Raw genomic sequence first — 21942 nt, forward strand, 5'->3', positions numbered from 1 at the left:
CCGCGGTCCTCAGGCTGCGGGTGCCGGCGGCACCGGAGGGATGCCCGTCGGCCTCTTCGTGCCCCGTCCCGCGAAGCGCCGGTATCCGACGAACAGCACGACGAGGAGTGCCACGGCAAGGGCGATGAAGACGACGGCCTGCTCCCCAGCCATCGCCGCGGGCGCCACGCCAGCAATCAGCGCGAACACCCCGCTGACAAGGAGTGCGTTCGCGCCGGCGGACGAGATGCGGCCCATCGCGAGGCTCGCGACAAGCAGGGCGACGGCGACCGCAGTGCCGCTCAGGCTCGTGGTTCGCAGCCACGTCGCGTAGCTCTGCCCGATCGGCTCGGGGTAGAAGGCGTTCACGCCGAGGTAGAAGACGGCCACCGTGAGCGCTCCCGTGGCGAGCGGGTGGACGACGGGTAACCGACGAGAACAGCAATGAGGACGCCGAGGAAGATCGGGAAGACCATGCGCAGGCCCTTGTTCTCCATGGCTGAAGGCTAGGTGTGCCGCAGGGCCCCAGATAGGGCCAACTGGCCTGACCTCATGGGACCCCAGCTCAGGCCGAGGCCGCTCCCCGGGGGACCGGGCGCGTGACGAGCCACGCGATCCACAGGCCGAGCGCGTACAGCGGCACACCCATGATCAGACGAGTGGCACCCAAGGCGACCAGACCGGCGTCGCCCATGAAGTACAGGGGCACCTGCACGAGCAGTCGCAGGGCGAGCACGGCCACCATGATCCACGTGCCGAGGGCGTACTGGCGCGCTCTCATGCGGTCCTGCCGCCAGTGCAGCCCCTCGTTCCGGAGGAAGCCGAAGAGCACGCCCATGAGGGGCCACTTCGCCAGGATCGACACCGCGAGGGCCACGATGTACCCGGCGTTCGTGAAGAAGCCGGAGAGGTAGAAGTTCTCGGCCCGCCCGGTGAAGAGTGCCAGCGCTGCGGAGACCCCGACGCCGACCACGCCCGCGAACGCCTGGGTGGGCGGCGTGCGCCCCACGAGGCGCACGACGACGAACACCGCGGCGACTGCGAGGGACAGCACCGCCGCGAGCACGAGGTCCTGCACGACGGTGAAGGTGACGAGGAAGACGAGCCCCGGCAGGATGCTCTCGAGCAGGCCGCGCACGCCGCCGGCGCTGCGCAGCGCGTCGATCCGGCCGTCGTCGTGCCGCTGGAGGCCGGCCTTGGCGGCGTAGGCCCCGGCGAGCTCTGCCGCGCTCGGAGACTCCTGCGGGGTGCCGCCCGGCTCCGGGGCGCCGTCGGATGCGCTCACGTCAGTCCTCCTGGGCCAGGATCTCGTAGCGGGGATTGTAGATGGTCGGCACGCCGTGGAAGTGTGCGAGCATGCCCGAGAAGCGCAGCCGCGTCCCGGCATTCACACCGCTGAGCCTGCGCCGCCCGAGCCACACGAGGGACAGTGCCGGGCCGCGGCCCGGGAGCGACGCCTCGTCCTCGACCACGGCCGTGAGGCGTGGAGCCTCGTACGACGGCACGTAGGTCAGCGAACGGACGATGCCCTCGCCGGACACGCGTCCACGCTCGGGCAGGCCGCCGAAGCCCTCGAGGCGGACCATGCCGGCCGCCTCAGCCAAGATGGGTGATCTCCGGTCCCCGCTCGGGCGCCTCAGGCGCCTCGGGGTGCGCGTGGCCGTTCTCGTGCGGCGCCGCCTCGACCGGGATGCGCAGGGGCAGGAGCTCCCGCGGCGGCAGCGGGGATTCGCCGCGGTCCACCACGACGTGGCGGAACAGGTCTTCGAGCTCGGCTGCCGCCTCGTGGCTCTCGGCGGCAGGGCCGCCCAGCACGCCGCGGAGGAACCAGCGCGGGCCGTCGACGCCCATGAAACGGGCCGCCCGGTAGCTGCGCCGCTCCCCGGAGGCATCGGCGGGCAGCCGCGCGATGAGCTCGGGCCCGAAGCTGCCTTCTGTCTCCTCGACCATCCCGCCCTGGCTGGCCACCGACTGTGCGATCTGGGCCCGGATCTCACCCCACAGCCCCTCGGAGCGCGGCGCAGCGAAGGCCTGGAGCTGGAGGTTCGAGCCGTTGAGGTCGATCGTGACCGCGACGACGCGCTGGGTCGCCTCCTCGAGCTCGAGCCGCAGCTGCACCCCGTCCACCGGGCGCACGAGGATGGCGCCGAGGTCCACGTATCCGACGTCGGTGCTGGCCTCGCTCGCGTCGAACGGGCCCTTCTGCGGCCGGCCGTAGCCGCTCTTGTCCGGCTCGCTCCGCCTCTGCGCGGGCTGGCCGAGCACGGAGGGATCCTCCGAGGTCAGCTTGGCGTTCTTGCCGCGTCCGAACAGTGCCACTCAAACTCCTTACTCGTGCCGGTGCTGTGCCGGCTGCGCTGCCCCGGGGCCGTTGCCCGGTTCGGGACGCAGGCGGCGCTGCGCTCCCGATGCGTGACCTACCGGGGTCGGATCACGCGTTGGCGGTGAATCCGCCGGTCGAGCCGAACCCGCCCGTGCCGCGCACAGAACCGGACAGTTCCGGGACGGTGACGAACCGTGCGTGCTCGACACGCTGGATCACCATCTGTGCGATTCTATCGCCGCGGCGGAGCTCGAGGGTCGCGCGCGAGTCGGTGTTCAGCAGGGTGACCGCGATCTCGCCGCGGTACCCGGCGTCGACGGTTCCGGGCGCATTGACCACGGTGAGTCCGTGCCGCGTGGCGAGACCCGAGCGGGGGTGGATCAGGGCCACGTAGCCGAACGGCAGCGCGATGCTCACGCCGGTGGGCACGAGCGCCCGCTCCCCCGGCGCCAGGGTGACGTCGACGCGCGCCCTGAGGTCGGCGCCCGCGTCGCCCGGGTGGGCGTAGGACGGCGGCTCGAGCCCGTCGTCGAGCATCTTCAGCTCGACGACGAGCGTCGGCTCCCAGAGCGCCTCGTGGGCGGGGACTGTCTGCTGCTGGCCATTCACCCGCACCACTGTAGTGGCCCGCGCCGCCACCTTGCCGGTTTGGTCCCGGCGGGATGCGGGGTAGAAGCTTGTGCCATGCCTGAGCCCACGACTCCCGCCTCCCGCGCGGGAACCGCCGATCCCGTCCTCTATTCCGAGCGGCTCTGGCCCTCCTTGTGGGTGTGGGTCGTCGCGATCGGAGTGTCGGCGGCGGGGATCCTCGTCTTCGCCCCCATCACCCTCGCCGCCGGCTACACCGCGGCCGTCGTGATCTTCATCGTCCTCGGCGGGGCGCTCATCGCCTCCACACCGGTGGTCAGGGTGACCGCAAGGACCTTCCAGGCAGGCCGTGCGACACTCCCGCTCGAGTTCGCGGGCCGCGTCGAGGCCTTCCGTGGCGAGGAGGCGACCGCCGAGCGGGGCCCGCGGCTCAACGGGCTCGCCTACCTGTGCCTGCGCGGCTGGATCTCCCCCGTGGTGCGGGTCGAACTCACCGACCCGGACGACCGCACGCCGTACTGGCTCGTCTCGAGCCGCCACCCCGACAAGCTCGTCGCGGCCCTGGCCGAATCGTCCCGCACGGCGTGATCCGCACGCGCGGGATGCGCACGCGCCTTGGCATTCGGGCGTCCGGAGGACACGAAAACGGCGGCCGTGGTGCCTCATGCACCTGGGCCGCCGTCGTGGCGCGGATGGGCGGAGCCTCGGCTCAGCCCTCGCATTCCTTGCAATAGAGGAGTCCGTTCTTCTCACGCGCAATCTGCGAGCGGTGGCGGACCAGGAAGCAGGAGGCGCATGTGAACTCGTCGGCCTGGGCCGGCAGCACGCGCACCAGGAGTTCCTCGCCCGAGAGGTCGGCGCCGGGCAGCTCGTAGCTGTCCGCGGCCTCCGCCTCGTCTTCGTCCACCGAAGCAGACTGCTTGTCGGTGCGGCGGGTCTTCAGCTCCTCGATCGAATCCTCGTTGAGCTCTTCCTCGTTCTTGCGCGGCGCATCGTAGTCGGTCGCCATAGTTTCTCGTTCACGCTCCGTCAAGCTAGCCATGTCACGTGGCATTCCACGTAGTCCACTCCAACGCACTCGGCCCCCGTTTTGTGCCCAGTGACGGGGAGATTGTTCCCCAAGCGGAGAGAAAACGCCACTCCGTCCCGGAACATTCCCGTCACGAGCATTGGCGCAAATCGCGGCACACCGCGCGCATAGCGCCCGATTCCGCGCCGCCAATGGCACAGTTCTACTGGAGATCTAGAGCAAGCTGGAGGGCGTCGATGCAGGATCAAGCGCAGGGTCAGCAGGATCAGGCGCGCGTGCTGCGCCTGGTGGGAGTGCATGAGGACGGCGCCCACCTCCTGGTCAGTGCTCCGAATGGCGATGTCTTCCGCCTCCCGCTCGACGAGGCGCTCCGCCGCGCCGTCTCCCGCCCTGCGCCCCAGCGTCCCGCATCTGCTCCCGGCAGTCGCGACGGGGCCATGACGCCACGCCAGATCCAGGCCGAGATCCGCGCCGGTGCAACCGCGCAGGAGGTCGCGGAGTCCTCCGGGGTCCCGCTTGCCCGCGTCCAGCGCTTCGAGGGTCCCGTCCTCGCCGAACGCGAGCACATGGCGCGCCGGGCACAGGCGGTGGAGGTTCCCGGCACACTTCCCAACCAGGACGCGCTCAGGGGACCCCATCTCGACGGGGCGGCCACGCTCGGGGAGATGGCGGCGTACCGGCTCTCGCTGTACGGCGTCCCGGCAAACAGCGTGGAATGGGACTCGTGGCGCCGCCCCGACGGACAGTGGACGGTCGTGGCCCGCTTCGCGCGGCCCGAGAACGCGCCGTCGTCCATCGGCGAGGAGCCCCCCGCGATGTGGACGTTCCATCCGGTGCACCGCACCATCACGAATGCCAACCGATGGGCACAGCAGCTCAGCGAGCTCGAGCCGCTGGAAGGACCGGCGCCGCGCCGCCGGCTCTCCGCGGTGGTGGACCGCCCCTTCGACGTCGAGGCGGCCGAGGCCGCACGGCCCGTCCCGGCCGCTTCTGCCCCCGTGGACCCGGAGTCGGAACTGCTGGACATGCTCAGGGCGAGGCGCGGGCAGCGGCTCGGAGTGGATGAGGACGGCGACGACGCGCTCGCGCTCCTGCTCACCCACGGCATCCCTGCAGCCCATCCGCGGCCAGCGGAGGTCGAGCCGGAACAGGGCCCTGAGCCCGCGAACGCCCAGTTGCACGACCAGTCCGAGGGGCCGCGTGAGCACGCCGAATCCGAACCGCTGACGCCGCCGCGCGGAGGCATCACCTCGCTGCTCTCGCGGCTGTCTCCGCGGATGCACGACGGCGATGACCCTCACCTCACGCTCCGCCCCGGCCTCAGCGGCGAGACCCGCCAGATCACCGTTGTCCCCCCCGCGAGGCCGCAGCAGGATGGCGACCCGCAGGACAGCCCCCAGAACAGCACCAGCAATGCGGACACCCGCAGCGCAGCGGAGACGGGCAGCGGGGGGCACGAGGAGGCCCGGCGGCCGGCCGGTCCCTCGCGGCCCGCCGCGCCGGAGCCCAAGCGTCCTTCACGTGCCAAGCGGTCTTCGGTACCCAGCTGGGACGAGATCGTCTTCGGCACCAAGGGAGACTAGCCTCCCCGTCGCCCGCCCTCCGGCGGGGCAGCCTCGGCCTACTCCCCGAAGGGCAGCAGCTGTTCCCCCTCGCCCATGACGCGAGCGGACGCCGCGGTGCGGCCGGCCATATAGTGGCGCCGGCAGAGCGTCTCGTACCCGACCGCCACCTCCTCACGGGCGTGTCCCGTGACGTCGGCGACCACGATCTGCTCCCCCGTGAGGACCATCTGCCCCTCTACCGTCCTCGCATTGTGGGTTGCGCGGCGCCCGCACCAGCAGAGGGTAGGCACCTGGAGCGTCTCGACGCGGTCCGCGAGTTCCACGAGCCGGGCCGATCCCTCGAACAGGCGCGCACGGAAGTCGGTGCCGATCCCGAACGCGTAGACGTCCACACCCAGCTCATCGACGACGCGTGCCAGCTCGTCGATCTGGCCGGCGCGGTAGAACTGGGCCTCGTCGCAGATGAGGTAGTCCACCTCCTTCGCGTGCGTGCGGCGGCGCACGACCTCGTCCCAGAAGCTCGACTCCGGCCCCACCTCGATCGCCGGGGTGCTCAGGCCCAGCCTGCTCGTGATGACGGCCTCGCCGGAGCGGTCATGGCTCGTGAAGAGGAGCCCCTTCCGGCCGCCAGCACGGTGGTTGTAGTCCATCTGGAGGGCCAGGGTGGACTTGCCGCTGTCCATCGTGCCGGTGAAGAACACGAGCTCAGCCACGTCTGCCCCGCTTGCCCTGGATCCTGCCGCGGGCCCGGAACGCGACCAACGGCACCTGCCGCTCGGCCTTCGTCCATGAGCCGTGCTGGCCCACCATCTCGAACGCCTGCGGTCGCACGCGCCTGCCGTCGTACAGCGCCAGGTCCCCATGGACGGCGACGAGGAGGTCCCCGATGCGGCCGTGGACGCGCTCGGTGACGACCGGGCCGAACATGCCCCGCTCGATCGCCTCGCGCCGCGTGAGGATCCACGCCTCGGCGCCGAAGCGGTTCTCCCAGCGTGCGGCGACGGCCGCGACCGCGCCGTCAGCCGCAGCGTCCTCCACGTGGAGGTGGACCATTCGAGGCTCGCCGGCGGTGTGCCGTACCCCGCGGACCAGCTCCGGATCGGAGCCGATGTCGATCCGCCGTGACGGGACGACGTCCACCATGCCGTGATCGCCCACCACGAGCACGAGTGTGCCCGCGGGCAGTTGGGAGTCCAGGCGGCGCAGGGACGAGTCGACTTCCTCGAGCGCCTGCTCCCACTCCCCCGAGCTCCAGCCGTACTGGTGGCCCGCCTTGTCGAGCTCGTTGAGGTAGAAGTAGGCCAGCATGCGGGGGTGCGACGCCATGGCGGCGGAGACCGCCGTCGTGCGCGCATGGAGCGTCCCGGCTCCGATGAACTCGCCGCCGCGCAGCGCGGCACGCGTCATGGCGGAGCCCTCGAACTGCGGCAGGCTCACCGTCGCAACGTGGATCTGCGGATGAATGCGCTCGAACACGGTGGGGCACGGCTGCCAGCGCTGGGGGTCCACGTCCGGATCCCAGCCGTTGAGCTGGTTGACCACCCGGTCGAGGTGGGGCGCGTAGACGTCGTACCCGACCATGCCGTGCTGTCCTGGGGGGACGCCGGTGCCGAGGCTCGCGAGGGAAGCCGCGGTGGTGCTGGGGAAGGCGGCGTCGAGCATGTCCGGGATCGGGCCCTGGGCCTGCCCGAGCTTCTCGCGCAGGAACGGGGTGTGCGCCGTCCGCTTGGCGAGGAGGTTCCTGCCGAGGCCGTCCACCATGACGAGGCAGATCCGTGAGGACTCGGGAATCCTCAGCGGGTTGGCGAACCCCTCGGCGCCGAGCGCCGCGGCGCAGGAGGGCAGGAGCTCCGCGACGGTGCGGGTGCCGAATGCAGGCGGAGGAGGCAGGGCCGGGCCGGGCTTCGCCGTGGGAGCAGGGGCCGCCATCTAGCGGCCACCGTGGCCGCGCAGCGTCCTGGAAGCGAGTCCGCCCAGACGCGGCCTCGTCGGCGCAGGGGAAAGGGGCCGAGAGCCGATGCTCACCGAGCGGAGGAGCCGGGCGAAGTGCTTGGCGGCGTCGACGGCGCGGGGCCCGTCCGCGTCGGCGCTGATCCGCAGCACGAGGTCCTCCTGCGCCACAGTGCCGGTGTAGCCGTGGTCCGCCTCGCACTGCGGGTCGCCGCAGCCGGCCGGCAGGATGTCGAGGCGCTGGCCGCCGCTCCACGCGATGGCAAGCGTCACCTCCCGCACCGGGTCGCCGGGCGAGTAGTCGGCCGGCTGGGCGTACACATAGGACAGCACCACCGTGGCGATCTGCGCGAGCGGCACGGATTCGGTGGAGACCTGGGCAGCCATCCGGCTGCCCGCCTCGTCCAGCGGTGCCTCGTCCACGTGGGTGACCACGAGCATGTCCTCCGTGAGGGCGAGGACGGTGACGTGCCTGCGCACCTCGGATCGCTCGAAGTGTGTCTCGAGGTGTGTCAGGTGGGCCACCGGGGGGCGCCCGTCAAGGGCATCCGCGACGACGTCGCCCACGAGGATCGGGTAGAAGCCTGTCCTCTCGAGTGCCGCTGCGAGGCTCTCCCTCTCCGATGTGCGCTGCTGGCCTGCGGGTGACCCGGACGGGTTGTGGCTCATGGGCGCCATTCTCCCAGACCGCCGCGGGCCCTCCCAAAAGCGACCGTCATTGAGCGATCAGCGCCCGGCGGGCGCTGTCCATGCGCTGCGCGGCATTCCCGACGGACACATGGGCGGCGAGCACGGTCAGGCCCTCTCCGCTCACCACCACGGGCTTGAGCTCGAGCAGCGATACCTCGGGATGGCGGTCCTTCAGCAGTGACACGCGCCCCACGAGGTCCTCGAGCGCGACAACGTCCAGGGCCGGCAGTCCCTCGTGGCCGAAGAGCTTCACCGAAGTCCGCGGCGAGCGCACCATTTCCGCCACATCGCCCGTAGTCAGGGGGGTGATGCGGTGCGCCCAGTCGTCGAGCAGGGATACAGCGTCCCCTGCGAGCCCGAACGAGATGACGGGGCCCAGGAGGGGATCCTCGATAGCGCGGATCACGCACGCCTGGCCCACGGGCGCCATGCTCTGCACTTCGAAGTGCCCACCCCCGTAGGGGGCGAGGGACCGGCGCATCTGGTCGAACTCGGCCCGCAGGTCCGCGGGATCGCGCACATCCAGGCGCACCGCTCCGAGGTCGAGCCGGGCGCGGAGGTTCTCCGCTGCGGACTTGACCGCCACCGGCCACCCCAGCTCCTCGGCTGCCTTGACCGCCTCGTCCGCGGTCGCCACGGGCCGGGACGGCAGCACGGTGATGCCGTAGCACGCGAGGAGGCGCGCGGCGTCGTGCGCGTCCAGCTGGACGAGGTCGGTGCCCTCGACCTGGGCGAGGGCCTGGGCGACGATCGCCTGGGCGGCGTCCTCGTCGGCGTCCGCCTCGAACAGCGGTCCCTGGTCCCGGGAGAGCCACTCGCTGTAGCGCACGACGGCGGCGAGGGCGCTCACCGCTGTTCCGGCGCTGACGTAGCTCGGAATGGAGGGGACGACCGCGGCGGCGCCGTGCTCGGGCGCGGGCAGGAGGCCTTCCGTCTCCACCCGGCGGTCGAGCACCCCGGGGAAGGCGGCGACGACCGTCTTCCCGAGTGCCTCTGCGCCCTCCGCGAGGGACTGGGCGAGCGCCGGCACGCGGACGCCGACCGTCGGCAGCAGCGCGACCACCACGGCGTGGACGTCCGCGCGCGCACCCAGCTCGGCCAGGCGCCGGCGCAGCTGGGGCAGCGCGAGGGACTGTCCCTGGGAGAGGTCGAGGTCCCCCACGGCGACGACGACGTTGAGCTTCTCACCTTCTGCGGTGTCGGAGACGACGCGGGCCAGTGCGAGGGAGTTGCTCAGGACGGCGACATTGGGGCCGGCGGGCAGGGCGCCCACGGCGATCTGTGCGACGTCGATGAGCTCCTCCACGGTGCCGACTCGGATCACTCCGGACTGCCGGAGCACCGCGTCCAGGGCACCCTGGGGCGCCTGGGTGGTGCGCACCGAATGGCCGGGAGGCAGGCGGAGCCCCGTGACCTCGCTCTTGGCCACGATGACGGGCTTGCTGCGGGCCAGCCGGCGGGAGATGCGGGAGAACTTGCGGGGGTTGCCGAAGGACTCGAAGTACAGGCCCACGGCGCCCGTGGCGACGTCGTCCTCCCAGTACTGCATGAGGTCGTTGCCGGAGACGTCGGCACGGTTCCCCGCGGAGAAGACGGAGGAGAATCCGAGGTTGCGGCGCTCGGCGGCGGCGTAGAGCGCCACACCGAGGGAGGCGGACTGGCTGAAGAGGCCGAGGCTGCCCTGCCTGGGCAGGTTCGGGGCGAGGGAGGCGTTGAGCCGCACATCGGGGTCAGTGTTGACGATCCCCAGGGACTCCGGGCCCACCACCCGCATGCCGTGCGAGCGCGCGTTGCGGACGATCTCGCGCTGCCGGGCGAGGCCCTCCTCGCCTCGTTCGGCGAACCCGCCGGAGGCGATCACGGCACCCTTCACGCCCGCCGCACCGCACTCGGCGACTACCCCGGGGACCTCCTCGTAGGGGACGGCGATGATCGCGAGGTCTACGGGACCCGGCACTTCGCTGAGCCTGCCGTAGGCCATCATGCCGCCGAGCTCGAGTGCCTCGGGGTTCACGGCGTAGACCGGGCCGCCGAATCCACCCTCGACGATGTGCTCGAGGAGCTGGAAGCCGAGTGTGCCCCACGTGCGGCTCGCGCCGATGACGGCGATCGACGAGGGCGCGAGCAGGCCCAGGATGCTGCGGGACTCGGCGCGGTGCTCGCGGGACTCCATGACCGCACGCGACTTCTCGGTGGGGTCGATCTCGAACGCCACGCTGATCACGCCGTCGTCGAACTGGCGCTTGACGGCGTACCCGGCCTCGGCGAAGACCGTGAGCATCTTTCGGTTCTCGGGCAGCACCTCGGCCGTGAACCGGCGGATGTGGTTCTCGCGGGCGGCGGCGGCGAGGTGCTCGAGCAGGATCGACCCGAGACCACGCCCCTGGTGGTGGTCCGCGATGTTGAAGGCGACCTCTGCTTCGGAGGGGTCGGTGAGGCGGTCATACCTGCCCACGCCGATGATCTCGTCCCCGATCAGGATGATGAATGCGACGCGGTCGTGGTAGTCGACCTCGCTGAAGCGCTTGAGCTCCTCGTTCGTCAGCCGGGCCTTGTAGCTGAAGAACCGCAGGTAGATGGATCCCTCGGACTGGTGGGTGTGGAACTCCTGCAGGGCCTCCGCATCGTCGGGCCGGATGGGGCGGAGGTGCGCCGTCGCGCCATCCCGCAGGACGACGTCGGCCTCCCAGTGGTGCGGATAGGCGCCGCCGGCGGCGCCGTGGGCGCCGGGTAGGCCGGGGCCACCCGGCTGGCCGGATGCGCTGCGCTCGCCCCCTGTGCTGCTGCGCTCGTCAAATGCGTCAGTCGGTGCCGAGTCCGCCATAGGCTTAGCCTAGTTCAGCGCCCGAACCACCACACGAAGGACCCACCCGCTCTTGGCACGCCGACAGAACTCCCGCTCCAGCGCACGCTCCGGGGCGGACACTCTCCCCGGAACGGACGACTTCGCGGAGAACATCACCGACATCGACGTGGCAGAGGAGATGGAGACCTCCTTCCTCGAATACGCCTACTCGGTCATCTACTCGCGTGCCCTCCCCGATGCACGCGACGGCCTCAAGCCCGTACAGCGCCGCATCCTCTACATGATGAGTGACATGGGCCTGCGGCCGGACAGGGCCCACGTCAAGAGCGCCCGCGTGGTCGGCGAGGTCATGGGCAAGCTGCATCCCCACGGGGACGCGGCGATCTACGACGCGATGGTGCGCATGGCCCAGGACTTCTCCCTGCGCCTGCCCCTGATCGACGGTCACGGCAACTTCGGCTCGCTCGACGACGGCCCCGCGGCCCCCCGGTACACGGAAGCCCGCATGGCGGCGGCCTCCCTGGCCCTCACGGGTGACCTCGACGAGGACGTCGTGGACTTCGTCCCCAACTACGACGGACAGCTGACCCAGCCCGAGGTCCTCCCGGCCGCCTTCCCGAACCTCCTCGTCAACGGCGCCAGCGGCATCGCGGTGGGCATGGCCACCAACATGGCCCCGCACAACCTGGGCGAGGTGATCGCGGCCGCGCAGCTCGTGATCGCGAAGCCGGAGGCGACGCTCGAGGAGGTCATGGAGCTCGTCCCCGGACCGGACCTTCCCTCGGGGGGCCGGATCGTGGGCCTGGACGGGATCCGTGACGCCTACCGGACCGGCCGCGGGTCCTTCCGGACCCGGGCCAAGGTGGCGGTCGAGCAGATCTCCCCGCGCCGCACCGGCCTGGTGGTCACGGAGCTCCCCTACACGGTGGGGCCGGAGAAGGTCATCGAGAAGATCAAGGATGCCGTCAACGCGAAGAAGCTCGCGGGCATCAGCGATGTCACCGACCTCAGCGACCGCAAGCACGGGCTGCGTCTCGTCATCGAGGTCAAGAACGGCTTCAACCCCCAGGCCGTCCTGCAGCAGCTGTACCGCTACACACCGCTCGAGGACTCGTTCGGCATCAACAACGTCACGCTTGTCGACGGCCAGCCGCAGACCCTGGGCCTACTGGACCTCCTGCGCGTGTACGTGGACCACCGCATCAACGTCGTGCGGCGCCGCACGGCGTTCCGGCTCGGCAAGCGCAAGGACCGGCTCCACCTCGTCGAAGGCCTCCTCGTGGCCATCATGGACATCGACGAGGTCATCCAGATCATCCGCACCTCGGACGAGGCTGCGGCGGCCCGCGAGCGGCTCATGTCGATCTACGACCTCACCGAGGTCCAGGCCAACTACATCCTCGAGCTCCGCCTGCGCCAGCTGACCAAGTACTCCCGGATCGAGCTCGAGAAGGAACAGGACGAGCTGCGCCGGGAGATCGAGGAGCTCGAGGCGATCCTGGGATCGGACACGCTCCTGCGCGAGCTAGTCTCGCGCGAACTGGGCGAGGTTGCCGCAACGTACGGGACGCCGCGGCGCACCGTGCTCCTCGAGCACGACGACGCTCCTCCCCTCGGCAGCCGCGCCTCCGTCTCCACCGCGGGCACCGCCGCAGCCCTGCCCGCGGCAAAGGGCAAGGCGGCGCCGCTCCAGCTGGAGATCGCGGACGAGCCCTGCTGGGCCATCCTCTCGGCCTCGGGCCTTGTGGCCCGCACCGCCCACGCCGAGCCGCTCGCCGAGTCCGGCCCCCGGGTCCGCCACGACGTCTTCCGCTCGGTGGTCGGCGCGACGGCGCGGGGCGAAGTGGGAGCGATGACCTCGGCCGGGCGGATGCTGCGGCTGCAGGTGGTGGACCTGCCGCTCCTGCCCGCGGCGGGCGGCCTGCCGAATATGGCCGGGGGCGTGCCCGCGGCCGATTTCCTGACGCTGGCGAAGGGCGAGTCGCTCGTGGCGCTCGTTCCCCTCGACGCCGTGATCGGAATCGGCACGGCGCATGGCGTGGTGAAGCGCGTCTCCCCCGACTATCCCCTCAACCGGGAGGACTGGGAGGCCATCACCCTCAAGCCCGGCGACACCGTGATCGGAGCCGCGCCCGCGGCGGACTCGGACACCCTCGTCTTCGTCACCGCGCAGGCGCAGCTGCTGCGCTTTGAGGCCGCGGCCGTGCGGCCCCAGGGCCGCACGGCCGGCGGCATGGCCGGCATCAAGCTCGGCGACGGCGACGAAGCCGTCTTCTTCGGCGTCGTGAGGCCCGACGGCGCGCCCGGCGACAGCGGGGACCCGGACGCCAGCAGGGCCGTCGTCGTGACGATCGCGGGGGGCAACGGCGCACTGCCGGGCACCTCGGCCGGAACCGTGAAGGTGACGCCCTTCGGCGAGTACCCCGCCAAGGGCCGCGCAACCGGCGGCGTCCGCGCGCACCGCTTCCTCAAGGGCGAGGACCGGCTCACCCTCGCGTGGGTGGGCCGCGGCCCTGCGAAGGCCTCGTCCTCCTCGGGAGTGGCGCGCTCGCTGCCCAGCGAGTACGGCCGCCGGGACGGCTCAGGCATCCCCCTGGCCCAGTCCGTGGACGAGGTTGGCCCGAGCTTCGCCTGACGGCGGAGGCATAGACTGCGGCCATGCCCATCACCCCTGACACCAAGGACTGGACCTGGGTCCTCGAGCGGCCCTGCCCCGAGTGCGGATTCGATGCGGACTCGCTCACGCCCCAGGACGTCGCGCAGCGCATCGGCGAGACCCTCCCGCGGTGGGATGTGGCCCTGCGGCGATCCGACGCCGGCGAACGGCCCGACGACTCCACGTGGTCGGCGCTCGAGTACGGGTGCCACGTACGTGACGTCTTCGCCCTCTTCCGCGAGCGGCTGGGTCTCATGCTGGCCGAGGACGGCGCCCGCTTCGCCGACTGGGACCAGGACGCGACGGCCGTGGAGAAGGACTATGCGAGTGCCGCACCGGAGACCGTCCGTGCCGAGCTCGCCGCAGAGGGTGCCTCGGCCCGGGACGCCTTCGCTGCGGTGCCGGAGGAGGCGTTCGGCCGTCGCGGAGTGCGCAGCAACGGCAGCCAGTTCACGGTCGTGACGCTCGCGCGATACTTCCTCCACGACGTCGAGCACCACCTGCACGACGTCCGGGGCTGACCGCACCCGCGCGGCCCTGCCCTGTGGCGGCTGTCCCGCCACAGCGTCAAGGTCACCCGACGCGCCGGGCCAACCGCGCGCCGTCGTGGGGTGCGGCCCCGATCCCCGCTGCCTGCGGAATACGGGAACTCTCCCCGCCCGGGCGAAGCTCCACGAGCGTGTCCCCGGCCATGAGCTCCGAGGCGTGGTGCGTCACCATGATGACGGTCCGGTCGGCGAGGGCGCGGTGGAGTGCCGCGACGAGTTCGAGGCCGGATTCGGGGTCGAGGTGGGCTGTCGGCTCGTCCAGCAGCACGATCTCCGCCCCCGCCAGCAGCGTTCGTGCCACCGCGAGGCGCTGCCGCTGGCCTCCCGAGAGGAAGGATCCCCGGCTGCCGATGCGGGCGTCGAGGCCCCCGGGCAGCGAACGCACGTGCTCGAGCAGCCCGACGCGGCGAAGTGCGGCCTCAAGCTCATCGTCCGACGGCGCGTTGCCCCGGCCGCGGGCGATCGCGAGGTTCCCCCGCACCGTCGAGTCGAACAGGTGCGCCTCTTGGGGGCACCATGCCACGCGGCCGCCCACGTCGGCTGAGCCGCGTCGGGGCGTGAGGAACCCCGTCAGCAGCGCCAGCATGGTCGACTTGCCGCTGCCCGACGGGCCCGCGAGGACCACCCAGTCCCCCGGGCCTGCCTCGAGGTCGACTCCCGAGACGACATCAGGGCCCCCCGGCCAGCCGACGGCGACACCGTGCAGCCGCACCCCGGGTGCGGCAGGCTCCCGGGAGGCTGCCGCTGGCCGGGCGGGAGCATCATCCGCGGACTCCTCGGCCGCTGCCCGGCCGAGCGCGGAGCGGAGTGCAGGCAGCTGCTGCACGGCCGTGCTGGCAGCGGCGAGCGGCTCGGCGAGGGCGAGCTGCAGGAGGAGGACGGCGGCCGCCGTCGTGGCGGGTGCACCGGAGGCGGAAGCGGCCCCCAGGGTGAGGGCGGCTGCCATGCCGGTGGCGACGAGGACGATCGCCTGGCTGAGACCCTCCGCGCCGGCGCCGCGGCGCTCGAGCAGGGTCAGGCGCGCGTCCGCCGTCCTGAGCCGGCCGAGGACTGTGGCGGTGCGCGCGTTGCCGGCGAGGTCGGCCGCCGCCGCGAGCGCCTGCCCGATGCGGGCCAGGAACGCGGAGCGTCCCGTCAGCAGCCGCTGCGCCGAGCGCCGGTCGGCCGTCAGCGCCACGGCCGGCGCGACGACGAGGGCTGCGACGAGCGCGGCGGCGAGGGCGGGCACTTGGGCGGGGAGCATGATCCCCACTGCCATGAGTGCACCCGCGCCGACGAGGAGTGCCGTGGCGATGGGGTGCAGGACGCGGGGCAGCTGGTCCCGCACCGCCTCGGCGTCGCCGATGAGCGCCTCGAGGGCCGCGCCGGGGACGAGCAGCCGGCGGGCCGAGAGCCCTCGGGCGGACAGCGCGCCCCACAGCCGGTCGCGCAGGACCGTGAGGGTGGAGAGGACCGCCGAGTGCAGCACGAGCCGTTCGCGGTACCGCAGCACCGCCCGTGCGACGCCGAAGAAGCGCACTCCGGTGATGGCCGTGAGCAGGTAGAGGATGGGCGGCTGCTCGCTCGCACGGACGATCAGCCAGCCGGACAGCGTTGACAGCGCGACGGCTGCGGCGGCTGCGCCCAGACCGGCGAGGGCCGCGCGGACGTACGTGCCCGCGTCCGGGCGGACGATGGCGGCGAGCATCCTCAGCCAGCCGCGGTGAGTCGGCGCGCCGCCCTCGCGGCGGTCGCGCGCAGCCTGGGACCCGGGGTCGGCCTCGCCTGCCCCGCCGAAGCGCTCCGACGGTGCCGAGGTCGACGGCGCGAGCTTGACGACGCTGTCGGCGAGGGCCGCCGTGCGGGGCTCGTGCGAGACGAGCAGCACCGTCGCCCGGGGTACGAGGGTGCGGATGGCCTCCTCGACGAGCGCCGCGGAGGCCTCGTCGAGATGGGCCGTCGGCTCGTCGAGCAGGACGAGGTCGGCCCCGTCGGCAGCCCTCGCCAGGCCGCGGGCCACCGCGACGCGCCGCTGCTGCCCGGGGCTCAGCTCGGACGGATCGGCGCCGCCGAGCCCCCCGAGCCCGAGCCTGGTCAGCAGGCTCTCCCCGAGTGACGGCGTCCAGGCCTCTCCGGCATACAGCTCAAGCTCGTCCGCCACGGTGTCCTCGGTGAACTGCGGGTGCTGGGGCACCCACGCCAAGCGGGCAGGATCGGCGCGCCGGACCGTTCCGGTGACAGTGGCGCCGGCTCCGTCTCGGACGATTCCGCCGATGGCTGCGAGGACCGTCGTCTTGCCCGAGCCGCTCGGACCGGCCAGCAGGGTGATGGTGCCCGCCCGTGCCGTGAAGGTGACGGGCCCAGCGGCCGCGTGCCGCGCGCCGTCGTAGCGCACGCCAAGGCCCTCGACCCGCAGGTCCGGCGCCGGGCAGGCGCCGTTGTGCGCGCTCGCGGTGACGGAACCGCCCCCGTCGGCACGGGCCCGGGCCAGCAGAGGTGTGCCCCGAGGGACGGCGATCCTCTCCCGCGCACGCCGCAGCGCCTCGGTCCCGTCCTCGCTCGCGTGGTGGGCGGCCCCGAGGTCGCGCAGCGGCTGGAAGCACTCGGGGGCGAGGATGAGGGCGAGGAGGCCCGCCTCGAGCGGCATCCCGCCGTACACGAGGCGCACGCCGATGAACACGGCGACCACGGCGACGGAGATCGTGGAGATCAGCTCGAGGGCGAGGGCCGAGAGGAACGCGACCCGGAGGGTGGCCATCGTGCGGCCCTTGTAGGCGCGGGAGAGTTCGGCGAGCGCGGCACGCTGCTCGGCGGCGCGCCCGAGCCCGACGAGGACGGGGAGGCCCTGGGCGAGCTCGACGAGGTGCGCGCCGAGCCGCAGGAGCGACTGCTGGGCCTCGGACACCGCCACGACCGTGTGCCGACCGATCAGCACCATGAACACCGGCACAAGCGGCAGCGTGAGCACGAGGATGAGGGCGCTGACCCAGTCGGCGCCGAGGATTCTGGCCCCGACGAGTAGGGGAATGGCCGCTGTCTGGACGAGGGCGGGCAGATACTGCGTGTAGAGGGCGTCCAACCCGTCGAGGCCCCGTCCGGCGAGCACCGCGGTTCCCGCGGCCGACGACGCGATCCGCGTGCCGCCGTCGTCCGCCGGAACGCCCTGCCCGCCGCTGCCAGGCACGGGCGCGGCGGGACCCGCGAGCCCCGCCTCCACCAGCTGGCCGCGCAGTTCCTCCTTGACACCCGCTGCGGCCCACCGGCCTGCCGCCACCGTCCCCCACTGCGCTGCCGCACGGAGGAGGATGCCGGCCGCCGCCACGAGGGTCGCCGCTGCGAGGTCCTCCACCCGGGCGCCCGAGGCGAGACTGGCGATCCCGGAGGCGATCCCCTGCGCCATGAGCGCAAGGCCCACAGCCTTCGCCACGGCGAGGAGGCCCAGGACCACGAGGGCGCGCCGGGTCGAAGGCCCGAGGGGGATGTCCGGTCTCACGGTGCTCCGCCTACGCCTGGCGGCCCGTGACGAGGCGCACGATCGCGGCGGGGACCACCGCGTGGGCGCTCGGAATGCTGTCCACGCTGAGGCGGCGGCGGAAGACCCAGTACGTCCACGTCTGGTACGCGAGCACGAGCGGAAGGCCGATGAGCGCCACGACCGTCATGAGGCCCAGCGTGTAGTCGGACGAGGACGCGTTGGCGGCTGTGAGGCTGAAGGCGGGATTGAGCGTGGAGGGCAGCACGACGGGGAAGACCGCCGAGAAGACGGCCGCCGCCCCGGCCGCGAGGAACACTGCCAGACTGATGAAGGCCCGGCCCTCCGAGCCGCGCCGGCCCAACGCCCACGCCACGGCCGCAGCGGCCACGGCTGCGAGGGTGAGGGCCCAGCTCCACCACTTCCCCGAGTGCAGCTGCACGGCGAGGACCCAGGCCGCGAGCGGGAGGACGGCGAGCGGCACCCAGCGCACGAACGCCTTGTGGGCGCGCGCCCTCACCTCGCCCTCGGTCTTGAGGGCGAGGAAGGCCAGGGCGTGCACGAGGGCAAAGGCAACGACCGCGGCCCCGCCGAGCACGGCGTACCCGTTGAGCCACACGAAGGGACCGCCCACGCGGTCGCCGTTGGCGTCCAGCGGAAGTCCCGTGGTGGTGAGCGCGAGCATCGCGCCGACGCAGAAGGCGGCCACGCCGGAGCCCAGCGCCAGCGCCCAGTCCCACGCCGCGCGCCAGCTGTCGGAGTGGACCTTCCCGCGGTACTCGATCGCGACGGCCCGGAAGATGAGGGCCACGAGAGCGATCGTGAGCGGGAGGTAGAGGGCCGAGAAGAGGGAGGCGTACCAGCGCGGGAAGGCCGCGAAGGTGGCGCCGCCGGCGGTCAGGAGCCAGACCTCGTTGCCGTCCCAGACGGGGCCGATGGTGTTCAGGAGCAGCCGCCGCTCGCGCTCGCTTCGGGCAAACAGCTTCATGTGCATGCCGACTCCGAGATCGAACCCCTCCAGGAACAGGTAGCCGATCCAGAGGACGGCGATGGCGCAGAACCAGACCGTGGGCAGTGTTTCCATCATGCGCTCCTAGTAGGCGAAGGCCAGGACGTCGTCGGCGGACTTGGCGGTCCCGTCGGGCCCCGAGCCGGCGTCCGGCCCGTCGTCGTGCTCCGCCGAGCCGTGGGCGAGTTCGGGCATTGCGGAGGCCACGCCGCCGCGGGTGTAGGTGACGAGCAGACGGACCTCGACCACCATGAGCGCGGCGTAGACGAGGGTCAGCACGATGAGCGAGGTGAGGATCTCTCCCGCGGTGACCCCCGGGGAGACCGCAGCAGCCGTGAACATGAAGACCTGGTCCACGCTCCCCGCCATCGCCGGGTTGGGCGCGACCACGAACGGCTGCCGCCCCATCTCCGTGAAGATCCATCCGGCGGCGTTCGCGCCGAACGGCGCGAGGATGCCCAGCACGGCCAGCCGCATGAGCCAGCGGGACGCCGGCACGGTCCCCGATCGTGTGACGATGAGCGCCACGAGTGCGGCCAGCGCGGCGAGCGCGCCGAATCCGATCATGGCCCGGAAACCCCAGTAGGTGACCTCCATGACGGGCACGTAGTTGATGGGCTGCCCAGCACGGTCGCCGTAGATCGGATTGTCGGGCAGGGACGTCCCGTAGGCCTTCTTGTACTGGTCCTGGAGGCTGTTCACGCCCTTGATGTCCGTGGTGAAGTCGTTGTGGGCCAGGAAGGAGAGCAGGCCCGGGATCTCGATCACGGCGGCGACGTCGGTGCAGTCCTTGGATCCGAGGTTGCCCACCGAGAGGACCGAGAAGCTCGTGCCGTCGTGGCATGCCGCCTCGGCCGCCGCCATCTTCATGGGCTGCTGCTCGAACATGAGCTTGCCCTGCAGGTCGCCCGTGATGGCCGTGCCGGCGAAGGAGATCATGGCCACGAGGGCGCCGATCCGCAGCGACGTGATCCAGACGGCGTGGTCGGTCCTGTCGCGTCCCGGCACGCCCGCGGCCTCACCCACGACGACGCGCTCCCGGCTCCGAAGCCGGCCCCCGCGGCGCGTGGTCTCGACGGTCTCCACGGTGTCGATGCCGTCATGCCGGCGCCGCCACAGGTGGTACCAGGAGATCCCGAGCAGGAAGGCCCCGGCCACGCCGAGGGCGCCGAGGAGGGTGTGCGGGACGGCGACCAGCGCGGTGTTGTTGGTGAATACCGCCCACGCGTCGGTCATGACCGGCCGGCCGTCGACGACGGTGACCCCCACCGGGTGCTGCATCCAGCTGTTGGCGACGATGATGAAGTACGCGGAGACGGCCGAGCCGACCACCGCGATCCACAGTGCTGCGAGGTGGAGTCCCGGGCGCAGGAGCTTCCAGCCGAAGATCCACAGGCCCAGGAAGGTGGACTCGACGAAGAACGCCAGAAGTGCCTCCATGGCCAGCGGAGCGCCGAAGACGTCTCCCACGAACCGGCTGTACTCGCTCCAGGCCATGCCGAACTGGAACTCCTGGACGATGCCGGTGGCCACGCCCATGATGAAGTTGATGAGGAAGAGCTTGCCCCAGAACTTGGTCATCCTGAGGAACTCGACGCGGCCCGTACGGAACCAGACGGTCTGGAGGACTGCCACGACCAGCCCCAGGCCAATGGTCAGGGGCACCATCATGAAGTGGTAGACCGTGGTGATCCCGAACTGCCAGCGTGCAATTTCCAATGCGTCCACGCATGCTCCCGGTTCTGCCCGAAGTTAGCTTCTACGGTCTGTAGAAATACTACTTCTACAAAGTGTAGAACATGGGCGCCTGCACCATGGGTCCTCTTCGGAGTGAGACCCGTCTCGGCCTTCCAGCTCAGAGCGAACAGTTCCGCGCGCCTCCCCCAAAAGGTTCTACATCGCGTAGAATGGTGGAAGGCGCACCAGCGGTTGGCGCGCCGGATCGCATGTGAGGACGTAACACGACATGGCAAGCCTTGGTGAACTCGAGCGTTCGGTGATGGACCTCCTGTGGACCGCCCCCGAGGCCTCTACCGCGAATGACCTGCGGGACCGCCTGGCCCAGAGCGAGAGCCAAGGGCAGGAGGGCAAGGATCTCGCCGTGACCACGGTGCTGACCGTCCTGTCGCGGCTCGAGAAGAAGGGGCTCGTGGAGCGCGAGCGCGGCACGCGGCCCCACCGCTACCGTGCCGTCTCCACCCGCGAGGACCACACGGCCCGCCTCATGCACGAGGCGCTCGGCACCGCTCCGGACCGCGAGGCCGTGCTCGCACGCTTCATCGGCTCCGTGACGGAGTCCGAGGCCGCCACGCTCCGCAGGCTCCTGGCCCGCGGCTGATCGCCTCGGGCGAAGCGCGCGTGCTCGCGACCTCGTACCTGCTCGCCCTGCTGGCGGTCCTGCTCGCATGGCCGGTCCCGGTCGCGCTCTCGCGCGCCCAATGGCCCGCACGCTCCCCCTTCGCCGCCATGGTCCTGTGGCAGTCGATCGCGCTCGCCGGCGGCCTCTCGATGATCGGCGCGATGCTCGTCTACGGCCTGTCGCCCCTCGGGGACAGCCTCATCGGCGCGATCCGGCGGGCCGTGACGATCGTTCTCGAGAACGAGGCCCCCGACGAGCTCCACTTCTGGCACCTGTTCGCGCTCAGTGCCGCGGCGCTGCTGAGCGTGCACCTCGTCTTCACGCTCCTTCTCACCTACGCGCGCATCGTGGCCCAGCGCCGCAGGCACCGAGAGCTCCTGTCCCTGCTCAGCTCCCCCTCCGGGGCCCTCGAACGGACCTGGGTCATCAACCATCCCGCCCCGGTCGCCTACTGCCTCCCCGGCGGCTCCCGCTCCGTCACCGTCCTCTCTGACGGCCTCATGGAAACCCTCGCGCCCGAAGAGCTCCGAGCCGTCGTGGGCCACGAGAGGGCCCACCTTACCCAGCGCCACCACCTCCTCCTGTGGGCCTTCGAGGCTTGGCGGTCCGCGCTCCCCTGGCTGCCCACCACACGACTGGCCCGGGAGGCCGTCAACGCGCTCGTCGAGATGCTCGCCGACGACGTCGCTCGGCGTACCGTGTCCGACGATGTGCTGGTCCGTGCCATCGCCCTCGTGGCGGTCGGCGACGTGGCAGGCGGGGAAGCCTCGGCGCCGGGACGCGGCGGCGGCGCGGCCCCCGGCGGAGGCCTCGTGACCGGCGCCTTCGATACGGATGGCGTGGATATCGCCGGCCGCCTCAGCAGGCTCCTGACGCCGCGGCCCCCGCTGGGCGCTGGCGCCACGGGAGCCGTCCTGGCCGCGAGCCTGCTGCTCCTCGCGGCACCCACCGTCCTGCTCGTCGCGCCGGGACTCGTCTAGTCCCGAAC

The 21942-nt window shown here is 71.8% G+C and carries 20 protein-coding genes; 6 read left to right on the forward strand and 14 right to left on the reverse strand.

Annotation, left to right across the window (positions count from 1 at the left end):
* Positions 1-9: 9 nt before the first annotated feature.
* From IE231_RS01675 to dut, 6 genes are all read right to left on the reverse strand, one after another.
* Entirely contained in the window at positions 10-369 is a 360-nt protein-coding gene (locus IE231_RS01675; protein ID WP_189692175.1) for a hypothetical protein, read from the reverse strand.
* Positions 345-476 (reverse strand): hypothetical protein, encoded by a 132-nt coding sequence (locus IE231_RS18395; protein ID WP_255429827.1) that lies wholly within the window; start codon positions 474-476, stop codon positions 345-347. Before IE231_RS18395 ends, IE231_RS01675 begins: the two co-directional genes overlap by 25 nt.
* A 68-nt stretch (positions 477-544) precedes the next feature.
* On the reverse strand, positions 545-1264 hold the full coding sequence (locus IE231_RS01680) for a DUF3159 domain-containing protein (RefSeq protein WP_229866423.1): 720 nt from the start codon (positions 1262-1264) through the stop codon (positions 545-547).
* Between the two features lies 1 nt (position 1265).
* On the reverse strand, positions 1266-1565 hold the full coding sequence (locus IE231_RS01685) for an OB-fold nucleic acid binding domain-containing protein (RefSeq protein ID WP_189692177.1): 300 nt from the start codon (positions 1563-1565) through the stop codon (positions 1266-1268).
* 10 nt (positions 1566-1575) lie between these two features.
* Entirely contained in the window at positions 1576-2298 is a 723-nt protein-coding gene (locus tag IE231_RS01690) for a DUF3710 domain-containing protein (RefSeq protein WP_229866424.1), read from the reverse strand.
* Positions 2299-2410: 112 nt separating this feature from the next.
* Positions 2411-2911, reverse strand: coding sequence for a dUTP diphosphatase (dut, locus tag IE231_RS01695; protein ID WP_229866425.1), 501 nt, complete (start codon positions 2909-2911; stop codon positions 2411-2413).
* A 75-nt stretch (positions 2912-2986) separates the two neighbouring features.
* Between dut and IE231_RS01700 the strand changes: the two genes are divergently transcribed.
* Positions 2987-3478, forward strand: a complete 492-nt coding sequence (locus IE231_RS01700) for a DUF3093 domain-containing protein (RefSeq protein WP_189692178.1) — start codon at positions 2987-2989, stop codon at positions 3476-3478.
* Between the two features lie 121 nt (positions 3479-3599).
* On the opposite strand, the gene IE231_RS01705 is transcribed toward IE231_RS01700, so the two are convergent.
* A complete protein-coding gene (locus IE231_RS01705; protein ID WP_189692179.1) occupies positions 3600-3899 on the reverse strand; it encodes a DUF4193 domain-containing protein in 300 nt (99 codons plus the stop codon).
* Between the two features lie 296 nt (positions 3900-4195).
* Between IE231_RS01705 and sepH the strand changes: the two genes are divergently transcribed.
* A complete protein-coding gene (gene sepH, locus IE231_RS01710; protein ID WP_306341550.1) occupies positions 4196-5503 on the forward strand; it encodes a septation protein SepH in 1308 nt (435 codons plus the stop codon).
* A gap of 38 nt (positions 5504-5541) precedes the next feature.
* Here the strand turns inward: sepH and IE231_RS01715 are convergent, their stop codons facing one another.
* From IE231_RS01715 to IE231_RS01730, 4 genes are read right to left on the reverse strand one after another with little or no spacing between them, the layout of a single operon-like run.
* Complete coding sequence (locus tag IE231_RS01715; RefSeq protein ID WP_189692181.1) at positions 5542-6198, reverse strand: thymidine kinase; 657 nt, start codon at positions 6196-6198, stop codon at positions 5542-5544.
* A complete protein-coding gene (locus IE231_RS01720; RefSeq protein ID WP_189692182.1) occupies positions 6191-7414 on the reverse strand; it encodes an alkaline phosphatase family protein in 1224 nt (407 codons plus the stop codon). The genes IE231_RS01715 and IE231_RS01720 overlap by 8 nt, the downstream gene beginning before the upstream one ends.
* Positions 7415-8104, reverse strand: a complete 690-nt coding sequence (locus tag IE231_RS01725; protein WP_229866426.1) for a DUF5998 family protein — start codon at positions 8102-8104, stop codon at positions 7415-7417. It abuts the gene before it with no gap.
* A 46-nt stretch (positions 8105-8150) separates the two neighbouring features.
* Positions 8151-10949, reverse strand: coding sequence for a bifunctional acetate--CoA ligase family protein/GNAT family N-acetyltransferase (locus IE231_RS01730; RefSeq protein ID WP_189692184.1), 2799 nt, complete (start codon positions 10947-10949; stop codon positions 8151-8153).
* A 52-nt stretch (positions 10950-11001) separates the two neighbouring features.
* Between IE231_RS01730 and IE231_RS01735 the strand changes: the two genes are divergently transcribed.
* Positions 11002-13566 carry a DNA gyrase/topoisomerase IV subunit A gene (locus IE231_RS01735; protein WP_236662765.1) on the forward strand — a complete coding sequence of 855 codons (2565 nt, stop codon included), beginning with the start codon at positions 11002-11004 and terminating at the stop codon, positions 13564-13566.
* Positions 13567-13589: 23 nt separating this feature from the next.
* Positions 13590-14108 carry a DinB family protein gene (locus tag IE231_RS01740; RefSeq protein ID WP_189692185.1) on the forward strand — a complete coding sequence of 173 codons (519 nt, stop codon included), beginning with the start codon at positions 13590-13592 and terminating at the stop codon, positions 14106-14108.
* A gap of 52 nt (positions 14109-14160) precedes the next feature.
* Here the strand turns inward: IE231_RS01740 and cydD are convergent, their stop codons facing one another.
* The 3 genes from cydD to IE231_RS01755 are packed head-to-tail and all read right to left on the reverse strand — an operon-like array spanning position 14161 to position 20323.
* The gene (gene cydD / locus IE231_RS01745) at positions 14161-17607 is read right to left on the reverse strand and encodes a thiol reductant ABC exporter subunit CydD (protein ID WP_189692186.1); all 3447 of its coding nucleotides are present in this window, start codon (positions 17605-17607) and stop codon (positions 14161-14163) included.
* A 10-nt stretch (positions 17608-17617) separates the two neighbouring features.
* The gene (gene cydB, locus IE231_RS01750; RefSeq protein WP_189692313.1) at positions 17618-18670 is read right to left on the reverse strand and encodes a cytochrome d ubiquinol oxidase subunit II; all 1053 of its coding nucleotides are present in this window, start codon (positions 18668-18670) and stop codon (positions 17618-17620) included.
* A 9-nt stretch (positions 18671-18679) separates the two neighbouring features.
* Complete coding sequence (locus IE231_RS01755; protein ID WP_189692187.1) at positions 18680-20323, reverse strand: cytochrome ubiquinol oxidase subunit I; 1644 nt, start codon at positions 20321-20323, stop codon at positions 18680-18682.
* Between the two features lie 238 nt (positions 20324-20561).
* On the opposite strand from IE231_RS01755, the gene IE231_RS01760 reads away from it, so the two are divergent.
* Entirely contained in the window at positions 20562-20933 is a 372-nt protein-coding gene (locus IE231_RS01760; RefSeq protein ID WP_189692188.1) for a BlaI/MecI/CopY family transcriptional regulator, read from the forward strand.
* Between the two features lie 20 nt (positions 20934-20953).
* The gene (locus IE231_RS01765) at positions 20954-21934 is read left to right on the forward strand and encodes a M56 family metallopeptidase (RefSeq protein ID WP_189692189.1); all 981 of its coding nucleotides are present in this window, start codon (positions 20954-20956) and stop codon (positions 21932-21934) included.
* Positions 21935-21942 lie beyond the last annotated feature (8 nt).

Origin of the sequence: Sinomonas cellulolyticus (assembly GCF_014656475.1) — a bacterium.
GTDB lineage: Bacteria > Actinomycetota > Actinomycetes > Actinomycetales > Micrococcaceae > Sinomonas > Sinomonas cellulolyticus.

Excerpts from the sequence above, each read along its gene's own strand:
- IE231_RS18395 (WP_255429827.1), bottom strand. The coding sequence starts at position 476 with ATGGAGAACAAGGGCCTGCGCATGGTCTTCCCGATCTTCCTCGGCGTC.
- IE231_RS01685 (WP_189692177.1), bottom strand. The coding sequence starts at position 1,565 with ATGGTCCGCCTCGAGGGCTTCGGCGGCCTGCCCGAGCGTGGACGCGTG.
- IE231_RS01700 (WP_189692178.1), top strand. The coding sequence starts at position 2,987 with ATGCCTGAGCCCACGACTCCCGCCTCCCGCGCGGGAACCGCCGATCCC.
- IE231_RS01705 (WP_189692179.1), bottom strand. The coding sequence starts at position 3,899 with ATGGCGACCGACTACGATGCGCCGCGCAAGAACGAGGAAGAGCTCAAC.
- IE231_RS01720 (WP_189692182.1), bottom strand. The coding sequence starts at position 7,414 with ATGGCGGCCCCTGCTCCCACGGCGAAGCCCGGCCCGGCCCTGCCTCCT.
- IE231_RS01725 (WP_229866426.1), bottom strand. The coding sequence starts at position 8,104 with ATGAGCCACAACCCGTCCGGGTCACCCGCAGGCCAGCAGCGCACATCG.
- IE231_RS01730 (WP_189692184.1), bottom strand. The coding sequence starts at position 10,949 with ATGGCGGACTCGGCACCGACTGACGCATTTGACGAGCGCAGCAGCACA.
- IE231_RS01740 (WP_189692185.1), top strand. The coding sequence starts at position 13,590 with ATGCCCATCACCCCTGACACCAAGGACTGGACCTGGGTCCTCGAGCGG.
- cydB (WP_189692313.1), bottom strand. The coding sequence starts at position 18,670 with ATGGAAACACTGCCCACGGTCTGGTTCTGCGCCATCGCCGTCCTCTGG.
- IE231_RS01760 (WP_189692188.1), top strand. The coding sequence starts at position 20,562 with ATGGCAAGCCTTGGTGAACTCGAGCGTTCGGTGATGGACCTCCTGTGG.